At 55.2% G+C, this 16,194-nt stretch carries 14 protein-coding genes; 9 read left to right on the top strand and 5 right to left on the bottom strand.

Annotated elements, in window-relative coordinates; genetic code table 11:
- The first annotated feature begins 92 nt into the window (after window positions 1-92).
- Complete coding sequence (locus OK412_RS18935; RefSeq protein WP_010253354.1) at window positions 93-1,148, top strand: AI-2E family transporter; 1,056 nt, start codon at window positions 93-95, stop codon at window positions 1,146-1,148.
- Here OK412_RS18935 and OK412_RS18930 read toward each other — a convergent pair.
- Window positions 1,137-1,820, bottom strand: coding sequence for a FadR/GntR family transcriptional regulator (locus tag OK412_RS18930; RefSeq protein ID WP_010253357.1), 684 nt, complete (start codon window positions 1,818-1,820; stop codon window positions 1,137-1,139). The genes OK412_RS18935 and OK412_RS18930 overlap by 12 nt on opposite strands.
- A gap of 149 nt (window positions 1,821-1,969) precedes the next feature.
- Here OK412_RS18930 and uxuA point away from each other — a divergent pair, with 149 nt between their 5' ends.
- The 5 genes from uxuA to OK412_RS18905 all read left to right on the top strand — a co-directional run bounded on the left by uxuA (window position 1,970) and on the right by OK412_RS18905 (window position 9,155).
- The gene (gene uxuA / locus OK412_RS18925; protein ID WP_010253360.1) at window positions 1,970-3,154 is read left to right on the top strand and encodes a mannonate dehydratase; all 1,185 of its coding nucleotides are present in this window, start codon (window positions 1,970-1,972) and stop codon (window positions 3,152-3,154) included.
- A 287-nt stretch (window positions 3,155-3,441) separates the two neighbouring features.
- The gene (locus tag OK412_RS18920) at window positions 3,442-5,049 is read left to right on the top strand and encodes an EAL domain-containing protein (protein ID WP_182500872.1); all 1,608 of its coding nucleotides are present in this window, start codon (window positions 3,442-3,444) and stop codon (window positions 5,047-5,049) included.
- Between the two features lie 423 nt (window positions 5,050-5,472).
- Window positions 5,473-6,978, top strand: coding sequence for a glycine betaine/L-proline transporter ProP (gene proP / locus OK412_RS18915; protein ID WP_010253365.1), 1,506 nt, complete (start codon window positions 5,473-5,475; stop codon window positions 6,976-6,978).
- 127 nt (window positions 6,979-7,105) lie between these two features.
- Complete coding sequence (gene hemB, locus OK412_RS18910) at window positions 7,106-8,083, top strand: porphobilinogen synthase (RefSeq protein ID WP_010671515.1); 978 nt, start codon at window positions 7,106-7,108, stop codon at window positions 8,081-8,083.
- A gap of 103 nt (window positions 8,084-8,186) precedes the next feature.
- Complete coding sequence (locus OK412_RS18905) at window positions 8,187-9,155, top strand: sensor domain-containing diguanylate cyclase (protein ID WP_010253370.1); 969 nt, start codon at window positions 8,187-8,189, stop codon at window positions 9,153-9,155.
- A gap of 26 nt (window positions 9,156-9,181) precedes the next feature.
- Here the strand turns inward: OK412_RS18905 and OK412_RS18900 are convergent, their stop codons facing one another.
- Window positions 9,182-10,204 carry an alpha/beta fold hydrolase gene (locus tag OK412_RS18900; protein WP_264353441.1) on the bottom strand — a complete coding sequence of 341 codons (1,023 nt, stop codon included), beginning with the start codon at window positions 10,202-10,204 and terminating at the stop codon, window positions 9,182-9,184.
- Between the two features lie 342 nt (window positions 10,205-10,546).
- Here OK412_RS18900 and OK412_RS18895 point away from each other — a divergent pair, with 342 nt between their 5' ends.
- Window positions 10,547-11,047, top strand: coding sequence for a helix-turn-helix domain-containing protein (locus tag OK412_RS18895; protein ID WP_033768009.1), 501 nt, complete (start codon window positions 10,547-10,549; stop codon window positions 11,045-11,047).
- Here OK412_RS18895 and OK412_RS18890 read toward each other — a convergent pair whose 3' ends face one another.
- The gene (locus OK412_RS18890; RefSeq protein WP_022623997.1) at window positions 11,048-11,707 is read right to left on the bottom strand and encodes an epoxyqueuosine reductase QueH; all 660 of its coding nucleotides are present in this window, start codon (window positions 11,705-11,707) and stop codon (window positions 11,048-11,050) included.
- 271 nt (window positions 11,708-11,978) lie between these two features.
- Here OK412_RS18890 and OK412_RS18885 point away from each other — a divergent pair, with 271 nt between their 5' ends.
- A complete protein-coding gene (locus OK412_RS18885) occupies window positions 11,979-13,367 on the top strand; it encodes a sugar porter family MFS transporter (protein ID WP_163658099.1) in 1,389 nt (462 codons plus the stop codon).
- A 15-nt stretch (window positions 13,368-13,382) separates the two neighbouring features.
- Here the strand turns inward: OK412_RS18885 and OK412_RS18880 are convergent, their stop codons facing one another.
- Window positions 13,383-14,060 carry an SDR family oxidoreductase gene (locus tag OK412_RS18880; protein WP_033780951.1) on the bottom strand — a complete coding sequence of 226 codons (678 nt, stop codon included), beginning with the start codon at window positions 14,058-14,060 and terminating at the stop codon, window positions 13,383-13,385.
- A 228-nt stretch (window positions 14,061-14,288) separates the two neighbouring features.
- On the opposite strand from OK412_RS18880, the gene OK412_RS18875 reads away from it, so the two are divergent.
- Window positions 14,289-15,308, top strand: a complete 1,020-nt coding sequence (locus OK412_RS18875) for a LacI family DNA-binding transcriptional regulator (RefSeq protein WP_010253385.1) — start codon at window positions 14,289-14,291, stop codon at window positions 15,306-15,308.
- Between the two features lie 58 nt (window positions 15,309-15,366).
- On the opposite strand, the gene OK412_RS18870 is transcribed toward OK412_RS18875, so the two are convergent.
- The gene (locus tag OK412_RS18870) at window positions 15,367-16,194 is read right to left on the bottom strand and encodes a hypothetical protein (RefSeq protein WP_031593467.1); all 828 of its coding nucleotides are present in this window, start codon (window positions 16,192-16,194) and stop codon (window positions 15,367-15,369) included.

Here is a 16,194-nt window from a genome sequence, read left to right as displayed (position 1 = left end):
GCCACCGCGCTTTACCGTTTCTCTGATAAATCAGATTGTTAATTTTGTTTCAGCTACACTTTCAACAGCCAAATTACGTTATGAGAGAGAGAATGAGCGAGCTGCAACGGGAAAAGATCGGGCAAAATATTCTGATAAAACTGGCGATGCTGGTCATTATCCTCGCCGGGGTTCGGGCAGCGTCCGATATTCTGGTTCCGCTGCTGCTGGCGGCGTTCTTTGCCATTGTGCTTAATCCACTGGTGACGATGCTGATGCGTCGTGGCTTCCGCCGTGGACTGGCGATTGGGCTGGTGATCACGGTGATCTTCTGCGCTCTCGTGCTGCTGGGTGCCATTATTGCCAGCTCAATGAGCGAGTTTTCCGATCTCTATCCGCAACTGCGCGCCACCATGGAGCAGAAAATGACGGTGCTGCAACATCTGGCGGCGGGCTTTCATCTTAATATTTCAACCGATGCGCTGGTACAGCGTTTCGATCCTAATACCATGATGAACCTGGCTACCGTGGCGCTGAGCGGCTTTTCCGGCGCGATGACCAATACCGTGCTGCTGGTGCTGACCGTGGTCTTTATGCTGTTTGAGGTCCATCACCTGCCCTATAAAATGCGCAACGCGCTGGTGAATCCGAAAATTCGCATCGCCGGACTGCATAAAGCGCTGAAAGGCGTCACGCACTATCTGGCGCTGAAAACCCTGGTGAGTCTGATAACCGGCATCGCGGTCTGGCTGAGTCTCTATCTGCTGGATGTGAAGTTTGCGCTGTTATGGGGTGTCGTAGCGTTTATCCTCAACTTTATTCCCAATATCGGCCCGATTATCGCCGGTATCCCGCCCTTCCTGCAGGCGTTGTTACTGAACAGCCTGTTTGATGCCGCGATGGTGGCGGCGCTGTTTACCGCGATTCATATGGTGTTTGGCAATATGCTGGAACCGCGCCTGATGGGGCGCGGTCTTGGCTTATCGACACTGGTGGTGTTTCTGTCGCTGGTATTCTGGGGCTGGCTGCTCGGTCCGGTCGGCATGCTGCTCTCGGTGCCGCTCACCAGCATTACTAAAATTCTGATGGAAACCACGCCAGGCGGCAGCCGTCTGGCGATTATGCTGGGCACCGGACGACCTAAGCGGGCACGGGCATTAACCAAGTAGCCGCTGCTGCACGTGCTGGAGATGGCTCTCCATCGCCTGACGGGCTGCTGCTTCATCGCCCGCCACAATCGCATTGGCGATCTGCTGATGGTCAGCGTTCATCTCCTGCGCGAAGCTGTTATCGGCATAATGGCGCTCCAGTCGCTGCACATGCGGGCTGTGGCGCCGGTTCCATAACTGCTCCAGCAGGTCGCGTAATACATCATTGCCGCTCATCTCACTGATCAGCAGATGGAAGCGCTTGTCCTGCTCCAGAAAGGCCGCGTCGTTTTCATTGTACTGCTGCAGTTCAGCGGTCAGCGCCAGCAGTGCTGCACGCTGAACGGTGGTGCCGTTACGTGCGGCAAATCCTGCCAGCATCCCTTCAAAGGCTTCACGCGCCTGCAACAGATCCTGCAGACTGCAGGTTTCGCTCTCCTGCGGAACCGCGGCTTGCGGCAGCGGCTGGGCGACGTAAACGCCGTTGCCAGTGCGGATATCGACCCAGCCGGTCATCTCCAGCGCAATCAATGCTTCACGCACTGATGAACGACTGACACCCAGCTGTTTTGCCAGCTCACGCTCCGGTGGCAGCAACCCACCTGCCACAAAGTCACCGCGCGTGATACCGGCCATGATGACGTTGGCGATCTGACGGTACAGGCGCTCGGTTTTTATTACTGGCAGCGTCATCACCCTCTCCTCTGATTGCACGTAAAAGCGATCTCTTCACCGATGCAGTTTGTCATGCTGCGATCCGGATCACGGCCCTGTTTTGTCCACTATCATACTCTTGGCCCAGCGGCCTGACCACTGGGCCACATCACAGTTGAGGAGTAAAAATGGAACATACATGGCGATGGTACGGCCCCAACGACCCGGTCTCACTGGATGATGCGCGTCAGGCGGGCGCGACCGGCATTGTGACGGCGCTGCACCATATCCCTAACGGCGAGGTGTGGCCGGTTGAGGAGATTAAAGCGCGTCAGGCACTGCTGGCGGAAAAAGGTCTGGTCTGGTCGGTGGTGGAGAGCATCCCGGTCCATGAGGCGATTAAAACCCAGCGTGGTGACTACCTTCGCTATATCGCCAATTATCAGCAGTCGATACGCAATCTGGCCGCCTGCGGCATTGATACCGTCTGCTACAACTTCATGCCAGTGCTGGACTGGACCCGAACCGACCTCGCCTGGACGCTGCCGGATGGCGCAAAAGCGCTGCGCTTCGACGCCGACGCTTTTGCGGCCTTCGAGCTTTATCTGTTGCAGCGTCCGGGGGCCGAGCAGGATTACAGCGCTGCCGAGCAGCAGGCCGCCGCTCAGCGCTTTGCCGCCATGAGCGCAGAAGAGAAAAGCACCCTGGTGCGCAATATTATCGCCGGTCTGCCAGGCGCCGAAGAGGGTTACACCCTGGAGCAGTTTCAGGCGCAGCTGACGCAGTATGACGGCATCGACAAAGCGAAACTGCGCGAGCATATGGCCACCTTCCTGCGCGCCATCGTGCCGGTTGCGGAGGAAACGGGCGTTAAACTGGCGGTGCATCCGGATGACCCACCACGTCCTATTCTGGGTCTGCCGCGCATTATTTCTACGCAGGAAGATATGCAGTGGCTGAAAGAAACCGTGGACAGCCTGCACAACGGTTTCTGTTTCTGTACCGGCTCCTATGGCGTGCGTGCCGACAATGCGTTGGTAGAGATGGCGGAAACCTATGCCGACCGCATTAACTTTATCCATCTGCGCGCCACAAAACGCGAGGCAAACCCGGCCAGCTTCCATGAAGCGGCGCATCTGGCGGGCGACGTCGATATGGTCGGCGTGATCAAGGTTATTCTGGCGGAAGAGCAGCGCCGCCGTCGGGCGGGCAACCTGCGGGCGATTCCCATGCGTCCCGATCACGGCCATCAGATGCTGGACGACCTGCATAAGCGCACCAATCCCGGTTATTCCGCCATTGGCCGCCTGAAAGGCCTTGCCGAACTGCGCGGCGTTGAAGTAGCGCTGAAACAGATCTATTTTGCCGATTAAGTAAAACGTCCTGCCCTGCGCCCGCCCTGTGACGGGCCAGGGTCTCTCCTGGCCGCTGCGGCGGATCGGCCTTCTGCCCTGCCTGCCTCCCGTTTTCACCTGATTGTTTTGCTGCATCGCAACGAAAACCAAACAACCTGTCAAAAAATGCAATGTCTGGTCGATAATTGACCTTAGTCAGTTCTCCTGATCGCAAAAACGCTAATCTGCACCGCCCGGAGAGATGCTATGCTGCGCCACTGATCAGCACCTCCGCATAACACCAATAATACTCAGAGGATTCAGCGGTGCCGCTACTGAAACGAAAACGCGACTACGCCAGGCTGGTGATTATTATTTCCGGCGTGCTGCCTCTGATTATTGGCATTTTTTTTACCGCCCTGGATGCGCGCCACACCGTGCATCAGCAGCAGGTCACCGCGGCGAATACGCTGTTATCTCAGGCTGAGAGAATGAGCGACAGCGCCTGGGATATGATTACCGTGCTGCGCCAGTTTCATCATCAGCCCTGCAGCCAGATTGAAAACCAGTTGCAGCGCATTGGCTCGCTCAACCCCTATTTTCGTGCGATCGGTAAAATGGAGCAGGATCACATCGCCTGCTCGTCGGTGTATGGTTCACGCCCAGGCCTGCTGAAAGAGATGATCATGCGCGACGCGCCGGTTACCGGAAAAGCCTGGTGGAGTCTGTCCATTGCCGGAACAACGGGCGTACCGAATCGTCCGGCCGTGATTTTTATGCGCGATTTGCCCGATGGCGAGGGATTCTGGGCAGTGATTGATGGCCAGTATCTGATCGATTTTATGCGCGCGATCAGCAGCAGCCATCTCTATCATTTCAGCATGACGTTCAGCGGCGGCGCGCCGATCTCGTTTGGCGATCCGCACATCGCCGCGTCCAGCTGGTTTGAACCCATGATTTATCAGGCTATCTCCCATCGCTATCCGCTCTCTGTCACCCTCATTGCCTCACCCTCTGAACTGATCTCGGCCTGGCGTCAGGTGATGTTTATCATCATGCCGATGGCCGCTATCTTCTCTATTCTGCTGATGATGCTGATGGCGAACTGGCTGAAACGGCGTATTTCATGGCGCGATGAGATTCGCCGGGCCATCACCAGCGGCCAGTTCAGGGCGCACTATCAGCCGGTCTACGACAACCGGCTGCAACGCTGCAGCGGTGCTGAAGCCCTGCTGCGCTGGACAACGCCCGACGGTAAAGGCGTGCGGCCAGATATTTTTATCGGCGCAGCAGAAGCGGAAGGCATGATTGTGCCGCTGACCCGCCATCTGCTCGATTTAATTGCAGAGGATGTGCAGGCGTGGCAGGTTGAGCCCCATTTCCACCTGGCCATTAACGTGGCGGCGGATCATCTGCAGCATCCTGACTTTGTCGACGATATGCTGCAGTTTGCCGAACGGATCAAAGATAAGCAGTTCCTGATTACCCTGGAGCTGACCGAACGCAGCCTGATCAAAGATGGCGCTGAGGTGGCACGCAAGCTGGAGCAGTTACGTGGTTGCGGCATGAAGGTCGCGATTGATGATTTTGGGACCGGTCACTGTTCGCTGAGCTATTTACAGACCTTCACGATAGATTATCTGAAAATCGATCGCGGCTTTATCAACGCGATTGAATCCCTGGAGGGCAGAACGCCGGTGCTGGACGCCATTATCCAGCTCAGCCATGAGCTTGAGCTGGAGGTGCTGGGAGAAGGCGTTGAGACCGCGTTACAGTTCAGCTATCTGCAACGGCGCGGCGTGGTCTTTATCCAGGGTTATTACTATGCCCGCCCGATGGACAACACGGCGCTGGTTGCCTGGCTGACCGATCGGGGCGAACAGCCGATTGAACGGGAGCTGGCTCTTCAGACCCGGCAGGAACCCGACGTCTGAACCAGATCAGATGGCAGCTGAACCGCCAGTCGAGCCACATTCACTCATCTTTCTGCTCTCCGCCCTGTGATGCAAAGCGGATAGCCGCTTCCGGTGCCGGCATGGCCCGTAACTTCCTCTCTTTGACCCTGTTTTGCTGAAAAAAACGGCGGTCATCACGCTCAGTGATAATTTTTTTGCGGTTGCAAACAGCTCTATTTGTTGTAAAAACAGGCCGGATGTAGCCCAAACATGACAGATATCACACAAAAACGGTATACTCTGTCGCTGTTCGCAATAATCACAACAGTAATTATTGTGTCTGCCGGCGCATAAACAGTGCTTATTTACGGCTATGCTTAAATTTCTCAACGCAGCGGTCTGAACGACTCACACCCGGCTCGCGCCGTTGAGGACTTTCGTGTTCCAATACAGGGTAATTCTATGAAATTGCGTAGGAAGCGTGTAAAACCAATTGGGATCGATGATGTGACTATCATCGATGATACCCGTTTACGTAAAGCCATCACCGCGGCCTCTCTGGGCAACGCGATGGAGTGGTTCGACTTCGGTGTTTACGGCTTTGTGGCCTATGCGCTGGGTAAGGTCTTTTTCCCGGACGTTTCACCGGGCGTTCAGATGATAGCGGCGCTCGCCACTTTCTCTGTTCCTTTCCTGATTCGCCCGCTGGGTGGACTGTTCTTCGGTATGCTGGGCGACAAATATGGTCGTCAGAAAATCCTCTCCATCACCATCATCATCATGTCGGTCAGTACTTTCTGTATCGGCCTGATACCGTCCTACGCCTCCATCGGCATCTGGGCACCTATTCTGCTGCTGTTAGCGAAGATGGCTCAGGGCTTCTCGGTGGGCGGTGAATATACCGGTGCCTCAATCTTTGTGGCCGAATATTCGCCTGACCGTAAACGCGGCTTTATGGGAAGCTGGCTCGACTTTGGTTCGATTGCGGGCTTCGTGCTCGGTGCGGGCCTGGTGGTGCTGATTTCCTCCATTATCGGAGAAGAGAGTTTCCTTGAGTGGGGCTGGCGTCTGCCGTTCTTCGTCGCGCTGCCGCTGGGAATTATCGGTCTTTACCTGCGTCATGCGCTGGAAGAGACCCCGGCATTCCAGCAGCACGTGGACAAACTGGAACAGGGCGACCGCGAAGGCCTGCAGGATGGTCCACAGGTATCGTTTAAAGAGATTGCGACCAAACACTGGCGCAGCCTGCTCTCCTGTGTCGGTCTGGTTATCGCCACTAACGTCACCTACTACATGTTGCTGACGTACATGCCGAGCTACCTGTCACATAACCTGCACTACAGCGAAGACCACGGTGTGATGATTATCATCGCCATCATGATCGGTATGCTGTTTGTCCAGCCAATGATCGGCATGATGAGTGACCGTTTCGGCCGTCGTCCGTTTGTCATCATCGGCAGTATCGCCCTGATGATCTTCGCGATTCCTGCCTTTATGATGATCAACAGTGGCGTACTGGGACTGATTTTTGGTGGTCTGCTGCTGCTGGCAGTGATCCTCAACGCCTTTACTGGCGTGATGGCCTCTTCACTGCCTGCGATGTTCCCGACGCACATCCGCTACAGTGCGCTGGCGAGTGCGTTTAACATCTCGGTACTGGTTGCCGGTCTGACGCCAACGCTGGCTGCCTGGCTGGTAGAAACGACCAATAACCTCTACATGCCAGCCTACTATCTGATGGTGGTGGCAGTGATTGGTCTGATTACCGGTCTGTACATGAAAGAAACTGCCAACAAGCCCCTGAAAGGCGCGACACCGGCGGCTTCTGATATGGAAGAAGCGCGCGAAATCCTGCAGGAACATCACGATAACATCGAGCACAAAATCGAAGATATCGACGAAGAGATCTCCCGTCTGGAAGCGAAACGTAAAAACCTGGTGCAACAGCATCCGGATATCAACGAGTAATCGTTCTGCTCTCCCGCCGCCCGGCGGGAGAGTTCTTTTCCCCCTCTCTTACCGCACACAAACCTTCATCCCTCGCGGGCAAAGGGAGTAAACTGTTGTCACTTTTTTCACCTGCGTAAGAATGAAAATGTCTGATTATTCCCTTATCCAGCGCCCAAGAAGATTGCGCGCCAGCGCCTCAATGCGTGAAATGTTCCAGGAGTCCTCACTGAGCCTGAACGATCTGGCTCTGCCCATCTTTGTTGAAGAAGAAGTCGACGATTACAAAGCGATTCAGGCGATGCCTGGCGTGATGCGTATTCCGGAAAAACGTCTCGCCTATGAAATTGAGCGCATCGCCAAAGCGGGTATCCGCTCGGTGATGACCTTCGGTATTTCGCACCATACCGATGCCACCGGCAGCGATGCCTGGAACGAGAACGGTCTGGTGGCACGTATGTCCCGCATCTGCAAAGATACCGTGCCAGAAATGATCGTGATGTCTGACACCTGCTTCTGTGAATACACCAGCCACGGCCACTGTGGCGTGTTGTGTGATCACGGCGTCGATAACGATGCAACCCTGGAAAACCTGGGTAAGCAGGCCGTCGTTGCCGCCGCAGCCGGTGCGGATTTCATCGCCCCGTCAGCGGCGATGGATGGTCAGGTTGAGGCGATTCGCCGGGCACTGGACGCGGCGGGCTTCACTCAGACCGCCATCATGTCCTACTCCACCAAATTCGCCTCCTCGTTTTACGGCCCGTTCCGTGAAGCGGCCGGAACGGCGCTGAAAGGCGACCGTAAAACCTACCAGATGAACCCGATGAACCGCCGTGAAGCGATCCGTGAATCGCTGCTCGACGCGGCGCAGGGCGCGGATTCACTGATGGTGAAACCGGCAGGTGCTTATCTGGATATTCTGCGCGATATCCGTGAACGTACAGAATTGCCGCTGGCGGCTTATCAGGTGAGTGGTGAATACGCGATGATCAAATTTGCCGCTCAGGCCGGTGCCATTGATGAACGCAATGTGGTGCTGGAAAGCCTGGGTGCGATTAAACGCGCCGGTGCAGACCTGATTTTCAGCTATTTCGCCCTTGATCTCGCCGAACAAAAAGTGCTCTGATCCCCTCCTTATAAAGAGCGTGATGGCTATGTCACGCTCTTCTTCTTCGCCGTAAGGCAAACACCAGAACCTGGCTTGAGCTAAAAAAATAAAGGGCTCTGTGATGAAAGCACCTGAAATCGCTGCCGACGAGGCACAACGTTTATCGCAGTTGCGTGCGCTGAACATAATGAACACACCAGCGGAAGAACGATTTGATCGTTTAACCCGTCTGGCGCGCCGCCTGTATGACGTTCCTATCGCGTTAGTCAGCCTGCTGGAAGCTGACCATCAGTGGTTTAAATCCGCTCAGGGCTATGAACCCGCAGGATCGCCCCGCGACATCTCGTTTTGCGGCCATGCCATCCTGCAGGATGAGATTATGATCGTTGAAGATGCCGCAGAAGATGAACGTTTTTATGATAATCCGCTGGTTACCGGCGAACCGCACATCCGCTTTTATGCCGGCTGTCCGCTGCGGGCACCGGGCGGCGCTAAAATGGGTACCCTCTGTATCATTGGTCGTGAACCGCGTCAGTTTAATGAAGAGGATCAGGCCACGATGCGCGACCTGGCCGCCATGGCCGAAGCGGAACTGGTCGCCTTTCAGACTGCCACCTGTGATGAACTGACGCAGATCACCAATCGTCGCGGCTTTATGACGCTGGGACAGATGGTGCTGAACGAGTGCCGGCTGAAAAACCGGCCTGCCTGCCTGACCTTTCTCGATCTCGACAAATTTAAGCAGATTAATGACACGCTGGGCCACCGCGAAGGCGACCGGGCGCTGATGGACTTTGCCGATGCGATGAAAGTGGTGTTTAAGCATTCGGATCTGTTTGCCCGTCTGGGTGGCGATGAGTTTGTGGTGCTGTTTAATGGTCTGCAGCAGCAGCAGAGCGAAGCGCTGCTCCTGCAGTTTGACCGTTATCTGCAACAGCAATCAGTCAGTCTGAACCGCCGTTACCGCCTGCAATTCTCGTCCGGCGTCGTGGAGTTTGACGCGGCGCATCCGCAATCGCTGGAGCAGTTGCTGCACGACAGCGATGAGCAGATGTACCTCAGTAAAAAGCAGAAACGCGTGGCGATCTAAGGTCAGGCGCCGCAGCGCCTGACGGTTCAGGGACGCGCCAGATCGTCGAGCAGCGTCTGGTTAAATTTTGCCGGCTCTTCCATTTGCGGCGCGTGTCCCATACCGGGGAATTCGATTAAGCGCGCCCCCGGAATGCGTTTTGCGACCTCTTTCCCCAGTACCGCGTAATCACCCAGCCGGGCTTTCACCTCTGCCGGGGCGATATCACTGCCGATGGCAGTCGTGTCTGAGGTGCCGATCATCAGCGTGGTGGGCACTTTCAGATCGCCGAATTCATAAAATACGGGCTGCGTGAAGATCATGTCGTAGATTAAGGCGGAGTTCCACGCCACCTTCTGGTGGCCCGGCCCACTGTTGAGTCCGGCCAGCATATCAACCCACTTGTCATATTCGGGTTTCCAGCGACCGACATAGTAGGTCTGCTGCTCATACTTCTTAATGCCCTCTGCGCTGAGTTTGAGTTCGCGCTGATACCACTGATCTACGGATCGCCACGGTGCGCCTTTGGCTTTCCAGTCCTCCAGCCCGATCGGGTTAACCAGCACCAGCTTCTGTGTCTGTTCCGGGTACATCAGCGCATAACGTGTTGCCAGCATCCCGCCAGTGGAGTGACCCATAATCACCGCCTTCTTCACACCCAGCCGGGTGAGCAACTGATGGGTGTTATCTGCCAGCTGCTGAAAACTGTACTGGTAACTGGCTGGCTTAGTGGAGCTGCAGAAGCCAATCTGGTCGGGCGCGATAACGCGATATCCCTGCTGACTGAGTGCCCGAATGGTCTCTTCCCAGGTCGCGCCACAGAAGTTTTTACCGTGCATCAGCACCACGGTTTCGCCGTTGGCCCGTTGCGCCGGTTTCACATCCATATAGCCCATACTCAGCGATTGCTGCTGGGATTTAAAATCAAAATGCTGCAGCGGATAGGGGTATTGAAATCCTTCCAGCTGTTCGCCATACACACCAGCGGCACTGGCAGGTGCATGAGCAAATAACGCCAGCGAGGTGAGCAAGGCGGCAAGCGGTTTTTTCAGCGCGTATATCGGGCTCATCCGGGGGGTTCTCCAGGTTAAAGGTGAGCCGTAAGCCTGGCATGTCGCAGCCAAAAATCTATTGATGTGCCGTGCTATAGCCGTGATTACAGAGATTCCGGAGGTAAACCGTGAGTCTGGCTGCGGACTCACGGCTCGTTTTGATTATTGTCCCGCGGAATCACTTATTCATTCACCTACAATTACCAACAGATTAATCACAATTCATCTTTTTTATTAATAACACCCCCTCAAATGAATATCTTCAGAGATAACGATTAAAATCCTGAAAAATCTTTACGCAAAGAATAAGCACATTAAGATAAATATTTTAGAATCTTCTTAAATCAAACAGGGGGTTCTATGAACGAAAATAAATATAACGAAAGCGTGATCGTCTCTATCACTGAGTGGATTAATAATAATCTGGACCAGCGTTTAAGCGTTGATGATATTGCAGAAAAGGCGGGTTACTCTAAGTGGTATTTACAGAAACTTTTTGCCCGTTATCATAATGAAACCCTGGCGCGATATATTCGTAAGAAAAAGCTTAACGCCAGTGTTCATGATTTAAAAAACAGCCGCACGCCCATCATCAGCCTGGCGCTGAAATACCATTTTGAAAGCCAGCAATCTTTTACCCGATCTTTTAAGCAGATTATGGGTTGCACGCCGAGCGTCTGCCGTAAACGTCTGATGAAGGACGAGGCAAAGCAGCAGCTGGACGACGTTGATGATCCCTGTGCGTTGTGCAGTTACGGTCGGGCGGAAAGCTTAAAGCAGAGCTGTGGCGTAACAGTCCGGCCTGTTACGCGCTCAGCGCGCGGATATGCGCCATCAGACGCTTTCCGCGAAATAGGTTAATCAGGATTCATCCGGCTGATAATATTGCACACCAATCTGAATACGCTCACGTCCCTGGGTGACGCGATGACGATTGGTGTCGCGCAGTGAATAGACACAGCCACAATATTCCTGCTGATAGAAACTCTCGCGCTTGCTGATTTCAATCATGCGCGATGACCCGCCGCCTTTACGCCAGTTAAAATCCCAGTACATCAGATCCGGATACGCCGCCGCTGCGCGGACTCCGCAGCTGTTAATCTGCTTCATATCTTTCCAGCGCGAAATACCCAGGCAACTGGTCATCACCGGGAAACCGTTCTCATGGGCATAGAGTGCCGTACGTTCAAAGCGCATATCAAAGCACATGGTGCAGCGTTCACCCCGTTCCGGTGACCACTCCAGGCCGCGCGCCCGCTCAAACCAGTTATCCCGGTCATAGTCCGCATCAATAAACGGCACACCAAATTTTTCGGCAAAGCGAATATTCTCCTCTTTACGCAGCTCATACTCTTTGAGCGGATGAATATTCGGGTTGTAGAAATAGATCGTGTATTCAATGCCGGATGCCAGCATCGCTTCCATCACCTCACCCGAGCAGGGTGCGCAACAGGAGTGCAGCAGGACTTTTTTATGGCCGCCCGGCAGAGGCAGCGGCTGACGCTGGAAAGGTTCAGACATAAGCACCTTCAATCAATAGCAGTAAAGCGGCAGTGTAATGCCGCAGGCGGGCAGTTGCAAAACCTGACCTGACGCGCCCTGTTTTGCGCAATCGTGCCCCGGCCGCGGTTTCCCTCTCCTGAACCAACCCGCTGATCTCTGATGCTTTCTTATCGCGGCAATGCTGTGTGGCACCGGTGATAGCCGGAAGTGTGATCGCCCCCACACTGGCATCGACTATGTTTACATAACATTAACAATATTGACACTGAACCCCCGCAAGGAGACTCGCATGGTCGCGGCAAAAAAATCGGGAAATCAACAGAACCGCTTTACCTGGTTCGTCTGTTTTATGGCTGCGCTGTCCGGCCTGCTGTTTGGTCTGGATATCGGCGTCATTGCAGGTGCCTTGCCGTTTCTGGCGAAGGATTTGCAAATCACTAACCATCAACAGGAGTGGGTAGTGAGTTCGATGATGTTTGGCGCGGCGCTGGGCGCACTGGCGGCGGGCTGGATGTCATCAAAGCTGGGACGCAAGAAAAGTATGCTGGCGGGCGCGACGCTGTTTGTCATTGGCTCGCTGTGGTCAGCCTTCTCACCGGATGTGGAGTCGCTGGTCTGTGCCCGCGTGATGCTGGGTCTGGCGGTGGGAATCGCCTCTTACACTGCGCCACTCTATCTGGCGGAGATTGCGCCTGAACGTATTCGTGGCTCAATGATTTCGATGTACCAGCTGATGCTGACCACCGGCATTGTCGTGGCCTATCTCTCCGACACCGCGTTCAGCTACAGCGGTAACTGGCGCGGGATGCTCGGCGTGATCGCCATTCCGGCGGTGATCCTGTTTATCGGCGTGCTGTTTCTGCCCAACAGTCCGCGCTGGCTGGCGGCGCACGGACGCTTTAACGAGGCGCAGCGGGTGCTGGATCGGCTGCGTAACAGCAGCGAACAGGCCCGGGAGGAACTGGAAGAGATCCGGGAAAGCCTGCAGGTGAAGCAGCGCGGCTGGTCGCTGTTCCGTTCTAATGGCAATTTCCGCCGCGCGGTGTGGCTGGGTATGCTGCTACAGGTTATGCAGCAGTTTACCGGCATGAATGTGGTGATGTATTACGCACCTAAAATCTTCAACATCGCCGGCTTCTCCAGCACCAGCGAGCAGATGTGGGGCACGGTGATTGTCGGGCTGGTTAATATGCTGGCCACGCTGATTGCGATCTTCTTTGTCGATCGCTGGGGTCGCAAGCCGATGCTCACCACCAGTTTTCTGGTGATGGCGGTTGGCATGGGCGTGCTGGGAACGCTGTTGCACATCGGCGTTGAAACAGATTTCCGCAAATACTTTGCTGTCGCGATGCTGCTGATATTTATCGTCGGCTTTGCGATGGCGGCCGGACCGGTGATCTGGCTGCTCTGTTCAGAGATTCAGCCACTGAAAGGGCGTGATTTCGGCATTACCGCCTCCACCACCACTAACTGGGTCGGCAATATGATTGTTGGCGCCACCTTCCTGACCATGCTGGATCAACTGGGTAATGCCAACACCTTCTGGTTCTACGGCGCACTCAACCTGGTGTTTATCGTGCTGACGCTGATGCTGGTGCCGGAGACCAAACATGTGACGCTGGAGCACATTGAACGCAATCTGATGAAGGGTAAAGCGCTGCGTGACATCGGGGCGTAACCGCCCCGCTTCAGCCTACCACTGCAGTTGCTGGCCGGCGTAATCGACGTAGTGATGACCACCACGACCGCGCCACTGGATCAGCTGCTGGACGATACCGGCGGCACTCTCTTCTGCCGTCAGGGGCGCACTCTCGCCGCCCATATCCGTTTTCACCCAGCCGGGATGCAGCGTCAGCAGCGTCCCGCTCTGCGCTTCCACTGCCGGAGTCAGCGTGCGGCTCAGCATATTCAGTGCGGCTTTGCTTGCCGAGTAAATCGGCATCTGCGCCTCCGGATTTTCATTCAGGCTGCCGAGCTGAGATGAGGTCAGCGCCAGCACGCCTTCCTGTTTCAGCAGCGGCAACAGGATCTCTGCGCTGCGAACCGGGGCTATCGCATTGGTCAGGAACAGCTGCGCCAGCGCCTGATCGTCACTCTGCGACACCTTCTGGTGCGCAGGCCCGGAAATCCCGGCGTTAATCAGAATCGCATCGAACGACTTGCCACTGAGCTGGCTGGCAAACTGTTGAACCGCTGATGAGTGGGTCATATCCAGCGAATGCCAGTGAATGTCTGGCCGGTTACCCTGCTCCGGGATGCCACTGCGATGCGTGGCCGTGACCTGCCAGCCCTCATCGGCAAAGGCCTGCGCCACCGCGAGACCGATACCACGTGAAGCACCAATAATCAGAACCTCTTTTTGCTGAGCCATATTCATTCCTCGTTGATTGTCTCGTCACAAGCTTAACGGTAAATCTGCCCAGGCAGCGGCCAGTTGTGCTTTTTAGCCAGACGACCGCACTGCAGGTAAAACCCCACGGCGTAGCGCTGTTGATGGCTTTCCATCATTAAATCGCTTTATCTTTTACTTTTAACCGGTTAGAAGAGATAAACAGTCTGACAGGCAGCAGTCAATTTGCCATTTTCGCATGGAGTCTGAATGAAAAAGCTCACCTTAGAGGTGGTGGCAAAAATGGCAGGCGTCGGGATTGCGACGGTCGATAGGGTGCTGAATGAGCGCGGCGGCGTCTCCCTGGAGACCAGCCGTAAAGTCCTGAAAGCCGCACGCGAAGTGGGGCTGAAGCGTCTGCTGCCAGAGGAGTACCAGCATCCGTGGCAGATTGAGGTGTTCCTCAGCAATAACGGCTCATCCTTTTTTCAACAGCTCACCACCCATTTCAGCGAGGTCGCCAGTCAGCTTGGCTATCGCCGCCTGAAACTGCACAAAACCCTGGTGGCCGAAGCGCAGCCTGAGCAGCTGGCGCAAAGCATTATCGCCCGCAGCAGCACCCGCGACGGCATTATTGTTTTTGCGCATGACTCGCCGCCCATCTATCGGGCACTGGCGCTGTGCCGCAGCCGCAATGTGCCGGTGATCACCATCGTCACCGATCTGCCCGATGCCGACCGCTTGTGTCATGTTGGTATCGACCAGTATCAGGCGGGACGCACAGCCGGACTGCTGATGAGTAAGACAGTGAATCAGCCCGGCGACATTCTGATGGTCAGTGGCCGTTTTGATTACCGCGCCCATCGTCAGCGCATCGCGGGATTCCGTGAGGCCATGGAGCAGCGCGCGCCGCAGCGTCATCTGCGTGAAGTGCTGTCGGGTCAGGATCAGCGGGAAACCATTCGCAGTGAACTGGCTCGCCATCTGCGTCCGTCGCAGGCGATTGCAGGGGTCTATAACACCGGGATGGGGAATAGTGATGTCAGCGACACCCTGCGCGCCCACCAGCTGCTGGGTAAATGCACCTACATAACCCATGAGCTTTATGATGTCACCCGCCAGCTACTGCTGAACGATGAAGTGGCCTTTACCCTGGATCAGCATGCTCAGCAGCATGCCCGTTTAGCGATTGATCTGATGCTGAGTCATCTCGAAACCGGCTATCAACCAGATGTCTATCAGGCGGGCAAAGTGGCCTTTCGGCTGTTTACGGCGGAAAATATGGTGTGAGGTGGAATCTGTGTCCCCTGATGAAGCTCTGTCATTAAGGGAAACAGATCGGGCTCAATTAACCCGCGGTATCCCGGCTTTCATCGTCCGGGCTGTCGCCATCTTCATTACCCTGGCTCTTCTCCACTTCCTGCGGATGTCCCATCGAAAGCGCCGTGGCGCTGGCCGGATCGAACAGCGACAGACTCTCAATCTGGTCAACCATGATCACTTTACGGAACGACATCGCATCTTTGGGTTTCGAGTCGAGCGTGATGCCATGCTCGGCGTACCACTTGCTGTAGTTATGTTCCACCGCCAGCTTCAGCGTCTTGCTGTCGCGATATCCGCTCAGCATCGGGATCAGCACGATGTTTTTGGTGCTTTCATATTCAAAGGTCGAGGCATGAACCATGCCGATGTAGATGCGGCGCGACTTCAGCGTAATCCACGCCAGTTCGCCCTCTTCCATGCATTGAAACAATAATTGCTCCACGCCATTGGAGCGTGACAGTCGCTGATAGAGGTCTTTACGACCGGAAACGTTCAGTCGTGCGCTGCCTGCCCAGTTTGAGCGATAAAGGCAGAGCAGAATGGCAAAGGCGAGCATGATCACCACCGGAGCCTGGATACCCAGGAAGCTCCAGTTCATAAACTCCACCTGCCACTTCAGATGAACGCCGGGGATCATCTGGACGGCGTTGGCGATGCCGGAGATACAGAGCAGCAGTAACCAGACGATGCCGGTCGCGAACACACCCTGCAGGACGAAAATACAACCGTAAAGCGCGACCAGGAAATAGACATCCCAGCCCGACGAACGACGGATTTTAAAGCGGCTGTTCAAATCACGGCTGGTGTACCAGTAACCACTGACCATCAACACCATAAATATTGCGGTACCCAC

This window comes from Pantoea sp. JV6 (genome assembly GCF_025910055.1).
GTDB lineage: Bacteria > Pseudomonadota > Gammaproteobacteria > Enterobacterales > Enterobacteriaceae > Pantoea > Pantoea agglomerans.
Note: the sequence above shows the minus strand (reverse complement) of the source record. Positions and strands in the feature narration are given on the sequence as shown.